The sequence below is a fragment of the Cytobacillus oceanisediminis genome, assembly GCF_022811925.1.
Taxonomy (GTDB): domain Bacteria; phylum Bacillota; class Bacilli; order Bacillales; family Cytobacillaceae; genus Cytobacillus; species Cytobacillus oceanisediminis_D.
Genome location: NZ_CP065511.1, coordinates 3,237,319 through 3,252,083, shown reverse-complemented (window position 1 = coordinate 3,252,083; position 14,765 = coordinate 3,237,319). Strand labels below are relative to the sequence as shown.

General features: G+C 36.7%; 14 protein-coding genes and 3 pseudogenes. 16 read left to right on the top strand and 1 reads right to left on the bottom strand.

Annotated features, from left to right (window positions below):
• Positions 1 to 8: 8 nt before the first annotated feature.
• From IRB79_RS16415 to IRB79_RS16345, 16 genes and pseudogenes are all read left to right on the top strand, one after another.
• On the top strand, positions 9 to 944 hold the full coding sequence (locus IRB79_RS16415) for a ring-cleaving dioxygenase (RefSeq protein ID WP_243503502.1): 936 nt from the start codon (positions 9 to 11) through the stop codon (positions 942 to 944).
• A 13-nt stretch (positions 945 to 957) separates the two neighbouring features.
• Positions 958 to 1,569 (top strand): alpha/beta hydrolase, encoded by a 612-nt coding sequence (locus IRB79_RS16410; protein WP_243509487.1) that lies wholly within the window; start codon positions 958 to 960, stop codon positions 1,567 to 1,569.
• 31 nt (positions 1,570 to 1,600) lie between these two features.
• A pseudogene (locus IRB79_RS16405) lies at positions 1,601 to 1,736 on the top strand (NAD(P)H:quinone oxidoreductase, type IV); the annotation flags it as partial.
• 190 nt (positions 1,737 to 1,926) lie between these two features.
• Positions 1,927 to 3,200 (top strand): annotated as a pseudogene (locus tag IRB79_RS16400) (IS110 family transposase).
• Positions 3,201 to 3,687: 487 nt separating this feature from the next.
• Entirely contained in the window at positions 3,688 to 3,870 is a 183-nt protein-coding gene (locus tag IRB79_RS16395; protein WP_243503501.1) for a hypothetical protein, read from the top strand.
• A 326-nt stretch (positions 3,871 to 4,196) separates the two neighbouring features.
• The gene (locus tag IRB79_RS16390) at positions 4,197 to 4,691 is read left to right on the top strand and encodes a GNAT family N-acetyltransferase (protein ID WP_243503500.1); all 495 of its coding nucleotides are present in this window, start codon (positions 4,197 to 4,199) and stop codon (positions 4,689 to 4,691) included.
• A 324-nt stretch (positions 4,692 to 5,015) separates the two neighbouring features.
• Positions 5,016 to 5,852 (top strand): alpha/beta hydrolase, encoded by an 837-nt coding sequence (locus tag IRB79_RS16385; protein WP_243503499.1) that lies wholly within the window; start codon positions 5,016 to 5,018, stop codon positions 5,850 to 5,852.
• Between the two features lie 600 nt (positions 5,853 to 6,452).
• Entirely contained in the window at positions 6,453 to 7,931 is a 1,479-nt protein-coding gene (locus IRB79_RS16380) for an Lsa family ABC-F type ribosomal protection protein (RefSeq protein ID WP_243509484.1), read from the top strand.
• Between the two features lie 565 nt (positions 7,932 to 8,496).
• Entirely contained in the window at positions 8,497 to 8,979 is a 483-nt protein-coding gene (locus tag IRB79_RS16375) for a DinB family protein (protein WP_243503498.1), read from the top strand.
• A 186-nt stretch (positions 8,980 to 9,165) separates the two neighbouring features.
• Positions 9,166 to 9,678 carry a DinB family protein gene (locus IRB79_RS16370; RefSeq protein ID WP_243503497.1) on the top strand — a complete coding sequence of 171 codons (513 nt, stop codon included), beginning with the start codon at positions 9,166 to 9,168 and terminating at the stop codon, positions 9,676 to 9,678.
• A 7-nt stretch (positions 9,679 to 9,685) separates the two neighbouring features.
• Positions 9,686 to 10,033: pseudogene (locus tag IRB79_RS16365) on the top strand (HAD-IIB family hydrolase); the annotation flags it as partial.
• Positions 10,034 to 10,178: 145 nt separating this feature from the next.
• On the top strand, positions 10,179 to 10,589 hold the full coding sequence (locus IRB79_RS16360) for an NUDIX hydrolase (protein WP_243503496.1): 411 nt from the start codon (positions 10,179 to 10,181) through the stop codon (positions 10,587 to 10,589).
• A 226-nt stretch (positions 10,590 to 10,815) separates the two neighbouring features.
• Entirely contained in the window at positions 10,816 to 11,547 is a 732-nt protein-coding gene (locus IRB79_RS16355; RefSeq protein ID WP_243503495.1) for a class I SAM-dependent methyltransferase, read from the top strand.
• Positions 11,548 to 11,701: 154 nt separating this feature from the next.
• A complete protein-coding gene (locus IRB79_RS28055) occupies positions 11,702 to 11,836 on the top strand; it encodes a hypothetical protein (protein WP_279401025.1) in 135 nt (44 codons plus the stop codon).
• Between the two features lie 877 nt (positions 11,837 to 12,713).
• Positions 12,714 to 13,229: a DinB family protein gene (locus tag IRB79_RS16350; protein WP_243503494.1), complete on the top strand. Its 516-nt coding sequence runs from the start codon at positions 12,714 to 12,716 to the stop codon at positions 13,227 to 13,229.
• Between the two features lie 325 nt (positions 13,230 to 13,554).
• Positions 13,555 to 14,082, top strand: coding sequence for a P-loop nucleotide/nucleoside kinase family protein (locus IRB79_RS16345; RefSeq protein ID WP_243503493.1), 528 nt, complete (start codon positions 13,555 to 13,557; stop codon positions 14,080 to 14,082).
• A gap of 109 nt (positions 14,083 to 14,191) precedes the next feature.
• Here the strand turns inward: IRB79_RS16345 and IRB79_RS16340 are convergent, their stop codons facing one another.
• Positions 14,192 to 14,746 carry a cysteine hydrolase family protein gene (locus tag IRB79_RS16340; RefSeq protein ID WP_243503492.1) on the bottom strand — a complete coding sequence of 185 codons (555 nt, stop codon included), beginning with the start codon at positions 14,744 to 14,746 and terminating at the stop codon, positions 14,192 to 14,194.
• Positions 14,747 to 14,765 lie beyond the last annotated feature (19 nt).

Below are 14,765 nucleotides of genomic sequence, written 5' to 3'. Positions count from 1 at the left end.
TGGAGGGGATGAATTTGCAAATAACTTCAGGTATCCATCACATTACGGCAATGGTTAACGATGCCCAGCGAAATATCGACTTTTATGCAGGGGTACTGGGACTTAGGCTAGTAAAAAAAACAATTAATTTTGACCGGCCGGAAGTCTATCATCTTTATTTTGGAAATGAAAATGGTGATCCTGGAACGGTTATGACTTTCTTCCCGTGGGAGAAGCAGCTACAAGGGCGGATTGGAACGGGACAGGTCGGGGTCACCAGTTATGTGATCCCTGATCAATCAATTGAATTTTGGAAAAAACGGTTAAGTAAATTTGGAGTTAAGTTTATACAAACGGTTCGCTACGGTGAAACCTACCTGCAATTCCAGGATCCAGACGGCCTTGAAATCGAACTGGTAGAGCGGTCTGCAGGGCCTTTGAATACATGGAGTTTGAAAGACATTCATACTGAGGTTGCCATTAAAGGATTTGGAGGAGCAACCCTGATTTCTGCAAAGCCAAATAAAACGGCTGAAGTACTTGAGGATGTATTAGGGCTTGAAGGCCTCGGCCAAGAAGAAGGATTCTTAAGATTTAAATCAGAAGCCGATCTTGGAAATACAATCGATATAAAACTTACCCCCTCTGTTCGAGGATTGATGGGGGCTGGTACAGTTCATCATATTGCCTGGAGAGCGAAAGATGAACAGGACCATATGAGGTGGAGAAACCTTCTTCAGGAGAAGGGCTATTATCCAACTGAAATTCTGGATCGCAATTACTTCAAAGCACTTTACTTTCATGAAGAAGGAGGCATTTTGTTCGAAATCGCGACAGACCCTCCAGGATTTACGGTTGATGAACCACTAAAGGAACTTGGCAGCAGGCTTATGTTACCTTCTTGGCTGGAATCTAAGAGGGGAGAATTGGAAGAGTCCTTACCTGTTTTAGAGGTCCCTGTATAAAAGGAGGTAAATGATGAAGCACATATTTCAAAAAGGGAAAAGCCAATCAAAACCGACCTTATTACTGCTTCATGGAACCGGAGGCAATGAGTTAGATTTATTGCCCCTTGCTGGAAGAATCGACGATGAAGCTTCCATTTTAAGTGGCAGGGGGAATGTTCTTGAAAATGGCATGCCTCGTTTCTTTCGCAGATTATCTGAAGGTGTTTTTGATGAGGAAGATCTAATTCTCCGTACGAAAGAACTAAATGAATTTCTTGATGAATCTGCTGAAAGGTATGAGTTTGACAGAGATAATATTATTGCCATCGGGTACTCAAATGGAGCGAATATTGCAGCCAGTTTATTGTTCCATTATCAAAATGCGTTGAAAGGGGCCATTCTTCATCATCCAATGGTGCCAAGAAAAGGAATTGAGCTTCCTGATCTGACTGGAAAGTATGTGTTTATCGCTGCTGGTACTAATGATCCCATTTGTTCACCAATGGAATCGAAAGAATTGCACTCCATTCTGGAAAAGGCCAACGCTTATACAGAGCTTCATTGGGAAAACAGGGGGCATCAACTTACTGCACAAGAGGTCGAGGCTGCTGCAAAGTGGTATAGAAAATGTTCTTTTCATTAAAATAAAGAATATTAACGGAGGAGTAAGTGAAGCCGAAGGCAATCCATATGGAACAAGTGTTACAGTTGGCCAGGATGGAAAAATGATTGAAGATCCAAGCAATTGTAAAACATCAAGCTAAATGTACAGTAACCGTCGCTGAGTGGGTAAAGAAAGCCAATCAGTAAAAAAAAGCTAATCGACGTTAATCGATTAGCTTTTTTAGTGTATTATTGGCAGCTCTTTTTTCTTCTTCGACTATCGGGGCAGGTTAGCATTCCTGTAGATCGTTATTTTTGAGCTTTGAAAAAAATAGGGCTCCTCAGTAAGATATGAGTAAGACACGACTCTAACTCAAACTTAGGAGGAACCCTTACTATGAAGTTTAAAATGCAGGACAAACAAAATCAACTAATAGAAAGAATTACTGATAAACATCTTGTGGTTGGTGTGGATATTGCACAACAATATCACGTAGCCAGAGCAGTGAATTTCCGTGGGATTGTAGTAGGAGATCCAATCACTTTTCCAAACAACGAAGAGGGATTTTCGTCCCTGTTAATCTGGATTAATAGCATTAAAAGATTACATAAACTTGAGGCTGCCATAGTTGGTATGGAACCTACCGGTCATTATTGGATTAACCTTTCTAAATGGCTGATGAAACAAGATATTGAGGTAGTGACAGTTAACCCTCATTTGGTGAAAAGAAATAAAGAAAACCGTGATAATACCCAATCAAAGAGTGATAAAAAAGACGCTCTTGTAATAGCCGATATGGTGAAGAACGGTTACTATGCCTTTGTAAGGAATACTTCTGAGTCGTTTGAAAAGCTCAGGGTGCTCATGTCAAATCGGGATGTCATTGTTAAGAGGCTTGTAAGCTCGATTAATCAATTGAATCGCTGGGTGGATATTGTCTTCCCCGAGCTTAGGCAAGTATTTAAAGACATCACTGCTAAAGGGCCATCGCAACACTTCGGCTTTTCCCGTCTCCGATGGAACTGGGTTCCATGAAGCCTGAAGAGATCGTGGCCGGGTGGAAGTTACTGATGAAGCGACAGCCTGGATTAAAGAAAGCCTATTTACTCCTCAATGTAGCCAGGAAATCAGTTGGTACAAGGCAAGCATTAGAAGCTTATAAATTTCATCTTGAACAATTACTCGAAGAGTATGACCTTGCGATTCAACAACTTGAAAGAGTTGAGCTGGCAATTAAGGATGAACTACCTAAAATTCCTTTCGCGAATAAGTTACTTATGATTAAGGGAATTAGTGAAATTTCGTTAGCTGGTATTTTAGGGGAAGCAGGAGATTTAAGTGGTTTTTCACACGGCAACTCTTTACTTCGCCATGCAGGACTCCATCTAGCCGAAGCCAGTTCAGGGAAGTGGAAAGGGCAAATTATCATTTCAAAGCGTGGAAGATCAAGGTTAAGACGTTTCCTCTATTTAGCTACTATGAGTCTGGTAATGAACAACCCGGAATTTAAAGCCCTCCACTCGAATAATGTTAAGGTCAAGAAAATGAAAAAAATGAAATCTATAATGAAGCTCATCGGGAAGTTAGCTAGGATCTTTGTAGGGATAGCGCGAAAAAACGAAGCTTATTGTGCCAAGAAGGTCCAGCCGTTAACTGAGTTGGCAGCGTAGTTCAATTCACTTTTTCTCGAAGAGAATCATTACCCCTTATATTTTTAAAGGTCGAGTGTTGGCTTATTCGCAGGATTTCAAATATGTACGGAGTATCAGGTTTGTTCAACAAAAGGGCACTGACCCATCAGGTTAGCATAACTGGCCTCCACCCCTTGGATAGGCATGACGAAGGAATGAGAGGGCAATTGACCCGTTGAGACATGGGAGGGAAAGCCTCCAAGGGCTGGCGTGGAGAAGTACATCATATGGTAGAATTTGGAGTATAATCCTACTCCTCTATTTAACTATGTCTTCACGTAGCCATTTGTCCAGAATCTACTTTTTTCAATTAAGAAATATATATCCATGGAGGATGAAATCCTGCGAATAAGGGAGCATTCGTGAGTAAACCGTATTAAACTGAGGGAGATGAACAAAGAACATCACAAAAAACGCATCGTAATTTCCATTTTTTGTGTTATCCTTTAATAAAGGAGGCGTGAAAATGACTTTTAATAAAGGCTTTATTTTAGGTTACTTAGTTTTCATCCTGTTAATGGTACTTGTGTATTTAACGATTCCTCGTGAGTATACTTTTATATCCTTAATAACCGTAGGGCTACTATTTGGTTTTTATCAAATTGTTTTAAATTTAAAAGTAAAAAAGAAAATTAATAAAAACACATAGAGTGCCTCCAGTAATTGCTGTTATGAAAAGTATCTTTCAAATATAGGGTGCGTTGATCCCAGAAGGATTGAGGCACCTTTTTTACTGAATTCCTTATTCAACAAACGGGGCAGGTTTGTTCAATAAGAAATATAACGGAATACTATAAGACCCACCGTAAAATTGTTAACACTAAGGTTTTAGAATAGGGTACTGGGGCATGAATTATGACAATAACCCTTGTTAGACTTTCTTACAATAAGCTATTTATTGAATGTATTGTATGCTATTTTTATCTCAGAGACTAAGTTAATGTAGTTGCTTGGAGTATTTTGGGAGGGAGTTATATGAATATAGAAATAAGGCTAGCAAATGTGGAGGAAGTACATATAGTTCATAAACTTATGCTAGAGGCGTTTGAAGAATATCGATACCTTGAAGTCCCTTCTAGTGCAACAGATGAATCATTAGATACTTTAGTTAATGAACTTAAGAACGGCACAGAAAAAGCCTTATTGTGTTTCGTAAATGGAGAACCAAAAGGTTCCTTGAGATTTACTATTAAAAAAGATTCAATATATTTTTCAAGACTATCTGTAGCACCTGACTCAAGAGGACAAGGGATTGCAAGGGCAGTATTATTGTGGCTTGAAAAATACTCCAATGAAAATGGACTAAAGAAAATGAAATGTCGAGTTCGTGCTTCATTATCTAAAAATATAAGTTTATACGAGAATATGGGTTATATTGTTACTAAAGAAGAAATTGTAACTAATCCTAATGGTTACCCTGTTAATACAGTTGTAATGGAAAAGAATATGAACAAATTAATGACTTATTAAAACGAACGGGCTGCTAATCAGGCAGCTTTTTTTGTTAAACAAAAGGGGCAGCATTCCTGTAATAAAAGAATAACTTTGTGAAGAAATACACTTAAACTATAGGGTGCATTACTTTAACATCCAGCTGCCAAATGGCGGCTTTTTTTCAACGTAAAGGGCCAGGTTAGAGGAAGCAGAAATATCAAATAAGAATATGTGACCGCCGTGATGAGTTTAAAAATATTTTAGAAATGCTAAGAATAGTTTTTTATAAAAAGGGGGGAGAGTTATGAGTGAAAATATTGTAACGGTAGAAAAATTAACATTCAAAAGCCGTGATATAACATGGTCGGTTATCTGTATCAAGTAAAAAATGATAATCAGTTACCATGTATCATTATGGGTTCCGGTTTTGGGGGAACACAAGATACTCCAAGTATGATCGCCAAGGCTAAAAGCTTTGCACAGGCTGGATTTGCCGCTTTTACTTTTGATTATCGAAATCTGGGTGAAAGCGAAGGTCGGCCAAGACAATTAGTGAGTATAGCAGGACAACAGGAAGACTTTTTATCTGCTATTAGCTTTATTAAGGGGCAGCCATCTGTTGATGGCAAACGATTGGCTCTATGGGGAAGCTCACTAGGTGGTGGTCATGTAGTATCGGTGGCAGCCATATCATCAGATATATCTACTGTTATTTCACAAATTCCGTTCAATGGATTTCCCAAAAATAATGGACGTTCCCTAAAGGGGACAGTTAGCCTTTTAAGAGCAATGTATAAAGACCTAAAACGCGGAAAAAAAGGAGAGCCGTCATTTTATATCCCTGTTGTTGGGCAAGTAGGTGAGTTGGCTGTGATGACCAGCGAGGAAGCATCAAAGACCATTGCAGGAATGCAATCAAAAACGTGGCGTAATGAAGTAGCACCACGGGCATTAATTGAAATGATGAAATATAAACCAAGTAATAGTGGGGGGCAAGTAAAAGCTAAAGTTTTGATATGTTATGGTGAGTACGATAAAGATACACAAGGGCCTCAAACAATGGAAATGATTAAAAGCATTCCAAACGTTGAAGTAAAGTCCTATCCTGTTCCTCACTTTGAATTTTATAATCCTGAGGTGAGAGAAGGAGTTATTGCAGACCAAATAGCATTTCTTAAAAAGTGCTTCCCTGCTTGAAAACTACAGGGTGCATTACATTTACATCCCGCTGCTAAATGACGGCTTTTTTTCTTACTTAACTAACGGGGCGGGTTAATTGAAGAAGATGTCACCTATGTGATGTTGGGGAAAAATGGGAATCTAGACGAAATGAACTATTGTGATATTGTATTCCGGGAAAAAAATTGTTACTATAAGGATACGATTTATGAGAGGACTGATGGATGGACAATGATTAACTAATCTATATTTTTATTTGAAATGAATAACTTCAAACTACAAAATATAGGGGTTAGTCTATCCATTTTTATAAACCAACTTTTATTTGTCATGATTCCGCTGGCAAAATAGGAGCTTATTTAATATTAAAGACTAATCCTTCCTAATAATTTAATGGGAGGATTTTTATACTCCCAATGATAAGATAGATCGTATAAAATCTAATCTAAATAATAAAGGAGACCGAGAAATGAGCAATTCAGACACAATTGTTACGCATGTAGACTCCGTATAAGTCGTTAGTATCCATCAAACTTATACGGAGAACTAGTAAAATAGATGGGTATACCGACTTTGTATAAAAAGAAGAATGAATTGATATACAAAGGAGGAATAATTATGTCGATGATAAAGGTTCAAGACTTAACTTTTTCTTATCTAGGCAGCTTTGACAATATTTTTGAAGGTGTAAACTTTCAAATAGATACGGATTGGAAACTAGGTTTTATTGGCAGGAATGGACGCGGTAAAACAACATTTTTTAATTTGTTACTAGGAAATTATGAGTATAGCGGGACAATCATCTCTTCGGTAGAATTTAATTATTTCCCTTATCCGGTTTCGGATAAAAATAAGTATACGCATGAAATCTTAGAAGAGATTTGCCCCCAGGCAGAAGATTGGGAATTTTTTCGTGAAATATCCTATTTGAATGTTGATGCAGAGGTCATGTACCGCACATTTAATACATTATCAAATGGAGAACAAACAAAGGTATTGCTTGCTGCACTATTTTTGAATGAGGGTCAATTTCTTTTGATTGATGAGCCAACCAATCATCTGGATACTGATGCACGAAAGGTGGTCTCTGATTATCTAAGGAAGAAAAAAGGGTTTATTTTAATTTCACATGATAGAATCTTTTTGGATGGATGCGTTGACCATATCTTATCTATAAATAGAGCAAATATTGAAGTACAGAGTGGTAACTATTCTTCATGGAAGCTAAATTTTGATCGGGAGCAAGAACACCAAGAGGCAGCAAATCAGCGCCTGCAAAAAGACATTGGGAGATTAAAGCAATCTTCAAAGCGCTCAGCAGGCTGGTCTAATCAAGTGGAGGCTTCCAAGAATGGAACAACGAATTCGGGCTCTAAGCTGGACAAGGGGTTTGTAGGACATAAAGCAGCAAAGATGATGAAAAGAGCAAAGAGCCTGGAGTCAAGGCAGCAAAAAGCGATTGAGGAAAAATCAAAACTGCTTAAAAATGTAGAAAAAACCGAATCATTAAAATTAGAACCATTTGAATTTCAGTCCAATGAATTGATTTCTTTGACTGATGTGTCTGTTAAGTACGATGGCCAAATAGTAAATAAGCCTATTAGTTTTAAAGTTGAACAAGGTGACAGAATTGTACTTGATGGCAAGAATGGAAGCGGAAAAAGCAGTGTTTTAAAACTAATACTAGGAACTCCGATTCAGCATACAGGCTCAATAACTGCAGGTTCAGGACTCACCATTTCCTATGTCCAGCAAGATACCTCTAATTTAAAAGGGCTGTTATCGGATTTTATTGAAGAGCACAAGATTGATGAGACTCTATTTAAATCCATTTTGCGAAAGATGGACTTTGACCGGATACAATTTGAGAAAGATATTTCTCATTATTCCGGAGGCCAAAAGAAAAAGCTGCTTATAGCTAAAAGTTTATGTGAAAAAGCTCATTTATATATTTGGGATGAACCGTTAAATTTTATTGATATATATTCGCGAATGCAGATTGAAGAGCTTATTCAAAGATTTCATCCTACAATGGTTATTGTTGAGCATGATCAGGCATTTCAACAAACAGTTGCTACAAAAATAATATCTATGTAGAAAATATGGAGAAATTGAAAATAATCAGGTTAATAAACAATCCTTTCTTTTTTTTAGACCGGCTGTAATTGCAGCCGGTCCTTTTTTATTCCGTAATGGAATCAACAATGGGAAAGAAGACAATTAAACTAAATTTTATGTTACAGGACAAACATAGTTGAACAAGGATTTTTTATATATATGATGAATTAAATCTATATAACCATTTTAATATTGATAGTAGTTGGAGAGGCAGTGCAAATGATACCAAGACTATTACACGTTCGAGCAAATTTTAAAGAGGTAAGCAGGGCTTTGGAGTGGTATAAAGATGTTTTAGGCTATTCTGTTGGAGGCTCCAGGCCCCGGGAAATCCTAATATGTACATTTTGAGCATGAAGGGGAAGCAATGTTTGCAATAATGGAACACTAGATTTAGATGGCAATGAAATAGGTTTTGTACAAGATGAAGTCTATAAGACAAGTAAAGAAGAAGAGATTCTAGGAGAAAATTCATTGAAGCAGTGAAAGACCAATTAAATGGGATCACTTACAAATTAAAATTCAAAATATCAAGGAGGAACAAATGGAGGAGTTAATTGAAGAGTACAGTCAAGGACATAAGATGTTAAGAGAATCCATTAGAGAGTTGTCTGAGGAAGAGATTAGGTTCAAGCCAGGAAAGGATAAATGGAGTATACATCAAATTATTATACATATAACAGATTCTGAATTGGTGTCTACACATAGACTGAAAAAAGTTTTGTCAGAACCTGAACCGCTTTTAACGTCGCCTGATCAAGACGCTTGGGTGAATTCATTGAATTATGATCAATTAGACCGTGAACAATACCTTCTGCTGTTTAAAATGCTTCGCTCCAGTATGCTTCCTATCCTCCATAATTTGAAAGCTGAACAACTTGAAAGAGTTGGAGTGTATGCTGATGCTGGGCGATTTACATTCATAGAATTACTGGAATTCCGAGTCGAACATATACGAGGACATATCGGTCAAATTGAAAGAGTAAAAAGGCTTTTAGGGAGAAGCACGGTTAAAGACAAGTGTTGAAGATTCAGCTGGCAAACGAGGAGTTTTTTTCTGCTGAGCATAGGGCAGGTTAGCAGGAGAAGAGTATAGATAATTGAAATACAAAAACAGAAACTGTTCACTAATAAAGGTGTTTAAAAACATCAGGTAATTTTTCTTAGAAATCAATTGAAAATAAAACATGATCGAAAAAAGGAGGGGTTTAAAATGACACATCCCGCATTAAAAATGTACGATTACCACGTATGGGCAAATGGAGTTATAATTGACCGTTTAAAAGAACTTCCCCAAGACATTTATCATAAGGAAATTCAAACAGGTTTTTCTTCAATTTCAAAGGTGCTGACTCACATTTATACCACAGATTACACATGGTTTAATATTATTTCAGGAGAAAATATGAAAGAAGCATTGGCGTATGCAGAACAATTAAAAGAGCAGGCAGAAACAAAAAGTATTGAAGAAATGAAAAAGACCTTTTTAGAGTTATCTGAACGTTACAAAGAACTTTTGAACAGCCAGGAAAATATTGAAAAGGTGATAGTAGTTGATAACCCCTATGCTGGATTACTTGAAACTACTGTTTCTGAAACGGTGCTGCATGTTGTTACTCACGGATCTTATCATCGCGGCAATATAGCTACCATGTTACGGCAAATGGGACACACCTCCGTGATGCAGGATTATGGACTTTACCTATTCATGCCCCAGACTTCATAATGAAGATATATTCTTATTGTGTTTGTTTGCAAATGATGAAACAGTTGAGAAGTATGAACTAAAGTTTCCACATCTAACATTTAAAAGATGGCATCCTTATGTGTTAAATGTTTTGCAGGAGGATGTTTCAAAGTCTTAAGCTATTATGAAAACTTTAGATTTCTTTGGAATCGATAAATCGGAAGCTATCGCTTTTGGTGACGGTGAAAACGATATTGATATGTTGGAATTGGCGGGGTTAGGTATAGCAATGGGGAATGGAAACGAAAAATTGAAAAAGGCTGCCGATTTTGTCACTAAACAATCAAGTGAAAATGGAATTGACTATGCATTAAAAAAGTATGGGATTATTTAATTATTAAGCCCTGGTACGACAGCGATCGTTCAATTTAGAATATCGCTGTTTTTCTTATTAGGCAAAAGGGCAGGTTTGTTTAAGAAGGTATATGTTTTTACTAATAGTGCTATCTAAAACAATAGATAGAGGTGAAGAGGATAATATGTTAAGAGTTGATGTCGTTTACGCCCTTATTTACAACAAAGATAGTGAACAAATTTTAATGGTTAATAATAAAGGACAAGGTTGGTCACTTCCTGGTGGTGCAGTTGAAAAAGATGAAAGTTTAGAACAAGCTGTTGTTCGTGAAGTCGAAGAGGAGACAGGACTAACTATTAAGGCGGGAAATGTTTTAGCAGTTAATGAAGCATTTTTTCAGGAGAAAAGTCATCACGCTTTATTTATAACATTTGAAGCAAATATATTGGAGGGAGAATGTGAAATTAGATATGAAGAGGAAATCGCAGAAATAAAATGGGTTGATTTACAAAGGGCAAATAAATTAATGCCCTACTTTCCAAACGGTGTAGAAGGTCTGCTTAAATCGTCTTCTGCCTACACTTTTCAATCATAGTCACTTGATTTTCTTTGCTAAAGGGTGCTTTGGCTAGGCTTAGCAGCATACAGGACCGCTTGCTTTCTTAAACAAACAGGGCAAGTTTGTTTAAGAAGCATTGTGTTATATTAGGTGCAACTTTTAATGAGGTGAAAGAAATGGTTAGAAGGAGATAGATAGCCTCCTGAATTAGATGCTGTTTTAATTTTAGGAGGCTAACTAATATTTTTAGGAGTTGTATAAAATGAAGCAAAACAAGTATGATGATGTGAATTTCTTTTCTGCATATAAAAAAATGGCACGTTCAGTCAAAGGACTTGAAGCTGCTGGAGAATGGCATGTATTAAAAGAACTTTTACCAGAACTCCGAAATAAAAGTGTACTAGATTTGGGATGCGGTTTCGGTTGGCATTGCCGTTTTGCTCGTGAACAGCAAGCGAGGTCTGTTATTGGAGTAGATATATCTGAAAAAATGCTTGAACAAGCTCGTGAAATGACTCATGATTCCTTCATTTCATACATTAAAATGCCAATTGAAGACATTGATTTTTCAGACTCTCCATTTGATGTTGTCATCAGCTCATTGGCTTTTCATTATATTAAGTCCTTTGAAGCAATTTGTAAGAAGGTCTATGATTGTTTAAAGCCTGGAGGTTCTTTTGTCTTTTCAGTTGAACATCCAATCTTCACTTCTCGGAACGAACAAGATTGGTATCATGATGACAAAGGGAATCGTTTGCATTGGGCAGTTGACAATTACCAATTGGAAGGATTACGTGAAACAACATTTCTAACTGAAAACGTTATAAAATACCATCGCACATTTTCAACTTATATCAATGTCTTAATTAATGCTGGATTTAATATAAGGACAATTAAGGAACCTATTCCCTCTGAGGAAATGTTAATCAGTATTCCTAAAATGAAAGATGAACTCCGTAGACCTATGTTCTTAATAATCTCAGCAGAAAAGTAATTGTTTAAACGTACCTGCGCAAATGCAGGGACGTTTTTCTTATTTAACAGGCGGTGCAGGTTAGTTAAAGCAGTAATTTCCAAAATACAGGACTTCCTTTAATTAATACAGAATAATTTATTAAAAATTACAGGTGTTTCGGAGGAATTATTTTATGTTTTTACAAGCAGTTTTTATTGATAGGTATGGAACTATCGGTGGAAGTGACAGTGTTATTTATCCAGGAGACTTTAAATTGTTTTCCGATGTTGCAGAGTCAATACAGCAAATGAAAAATCCGGAATTTTGATTTGTTCTTTCACTAATCAATCTGGTAATTCATTACGATTAACTCCATTTTCTCTCGACCTTCGTCCTTTTGGTCGTTAAACATCCCGATTAACTACCATTTTCCCTGGCCCCATGTCATTTTCGTCGTTATTCCTCTCGATTAACTACCATTTTCCCTCGACCCTCGTCATTTTCGTCGTAATACATCCCGATTAACTACCATTTTCCCTGGCCCATGTCATTTTCGTCGTAATACATCTCGATTAACTACCATTTTCCTTTGACCCTCGTCCTTTTGGTCGTTAAACATCCCGATTAACTACCATTTTCCTTGGACCTTCGTCCTTTTGGTCGTTAAACATCCCGATTAACTACCATTTTCCCTGGCCCCATGTCATTTTCGTCGTTATTCCTCTCGATTAACTACCATTTTCCCTCGACCCTCGTCATTTTCATCGTAATACATCCCGATTAACTATGATTGCTGCTGGTTAAAAAAAGTTCTGCGGCTGCTCATTTTCTTATTCGACTATGGGGCAAGTAGTTAAAGAAGGCTTAGTTTCCTAAGCCCTCTTCAGTTCATCGATTTTATCTTGAATTGTAACATGGTGATATATTGTTAAAGCAATAATTGTGATACTAAGAGCACTAGATAAGATTGTACTTCCAATAAGCAGTCGGTTAGTTCTTGAATTAGCCATTTGAATTCACCATTCTTAGTTTGATTAGCAGGTATAAAAATAATGTACTTTACTTTTTAAGTTAATTAAAAATACGGGGCAGTTAATGATCGGAAATCCAAAACTTCTGGGGTACAGACTTAAAGAAAAAAGGAGGAGGTAATTTAATAAAGAGGGAGAATGTTAATATGAGTATAAATTGAGAGGAGTCTGAAAATGTATCATAGCTTAAGCGATTTTTTTAAATCCTGGGAATTTGAGGCTGGGGCTACAAGCAGGGTTCTTAAGAATCTCACAGATGAATCATTAAAGCAGGAAGTCACACCAAATCAATGGTCTTTAGGGCGTATTGCGTGGCATACGGTCACTGCTATTAAAGTAATTAGTTCACAGGCAGGTTTAAGGTTTGCAGCTCCAAGTGAAGACTGGTCTGTTCCATCTTCAGCTAATTTCATTGCTGAAAGCTATACTAGTTCATCAAATAACCTAATTGAGGCTTTGGAAACTCACTGGACTGATCAGACCCTGTTGGAACAAATTGATTTCTTTGGAACAAAAATGACAAAGGGAAGTCTGTTATTATTTTTAAACCAACATCAAACTCATCACCGGGGACAAATGACTATACTAATGAGACAAGCAGGACTTAGTGTTCCAGGGATTTACGGTCCTTCAAAAGAAGAATGGGCACAATTTGGAATGGCTGAACCTAGACAAACTTTATTTGATTAAATTCTAGAGCCACTATTGTAAGTAGGTTTAATCAATATACAAAGACCATAATAACCGATTTAAGATCCAGCTGCCAAACTAGGCGGCTTTTTATTATTAACTATAGGGGCAGGTTAGCTTTAAAAGGTATAGACGATAAAATATAGAATATATTCACTATAGAAACTATTGGTAATGAAACGCCTGAAGATAAAAGAGAACGATTAAAAAATAATCCTGCTGGTTCTTGACGAGATATATTAAATATAGGAAGGGGCATTTACCATAAAGTCGATTGAGGATTAATTTAGGGTAAGGAGGGAATTCCCAATTGGGGGATGTAAGGGTGTTTGAAAAATTTAATTTTGACTTGATTTATCGTGAACGAGATGATTTAACCCCATTAGTGGTGATGATGTGTGGTGTGACTGGTTCTGGGAAAACTACTTTCTCAAAAAAATTGGAAAAAGAAGGTTTTTTGCGTCTTTCTATTGATGAAGAAATATGGGCTGTTAATGGTCGTTATGGGATTGATTTCCCAATTGAAAAAATTGAGGAATACAAGAAAGATGCAGAAAAAAATTTACGCAATCGTTTAATAAAGTTAATACACGATAAACAGCAGGTGGTAATCGACTTCAGTTTTTGGGATCGTGCAAGAAGGTACCAATATAAAAAACTTATTGAGGATTCTGGGGGTAAATGGAAACTTATTTATTTAAAAGTTCAACCTAATGATTTACGTGAACGACTTAAGTTACGTAACAAACGATTTGATGCAAACGCGTTCACTATTTCAGAAGAAATTTTAACTTCTTACCTTAATGGTTTTGAAATACCAAATGGTGAAGGAGAAATTGTGATTGATAATTAGACCTATCAAATAGGTAAAAAAATTATTCAATTAACGGGGCAGGTTTGTACTTTATAAACAACAGCAAAAAAGGGAATTTGTATTTAAACAAACTCCCTTTTCAATTTAATTAGTTGTTCTGCTGCAGGAAATCCTCGGTCGAAATTACATTGGCATACATACCGTTAAGTGCGCTGACAAACGCATAATGAACCTGTTCAGCTGGCACGACCTTGTCTTGATAAGATAAGTCTCTTGTCGCACATGCATCTTCAATCAATGTAGTTTCAAAGCCTAGATCCACAGCAGCTCTAACTGTTGCATCAATACACATATGTGTCATCATACCTGTGATCACTAACTTGGTTATTCCTTTTTCTTTTAATTTGCTTTCTAATTGTGTCTTTAAAAAGCTGTTAGCGAAATTTTTAATAATAATGCTTTCGTTTTCTAATGGCAGAACAGCTTCATTTAGTTTAACTCCCTCCGTATTCGGAAGGAAGAAGCCTAACCCTGGATCACTTGCGATATGCTGCACATGGAAAATATTATCTTTGTTATTCTGTCTAAACCAATTAAGAACTTTAGCAGCATTAGCGGCTGCTTTTTCAGGATTGCTTAATTCCATCTTTCCATTAGGAAAATAGTCATTTTGAATATCGACAATGATTAAAGCTGTGCTCATTTTTTCCACCTCATTTAAA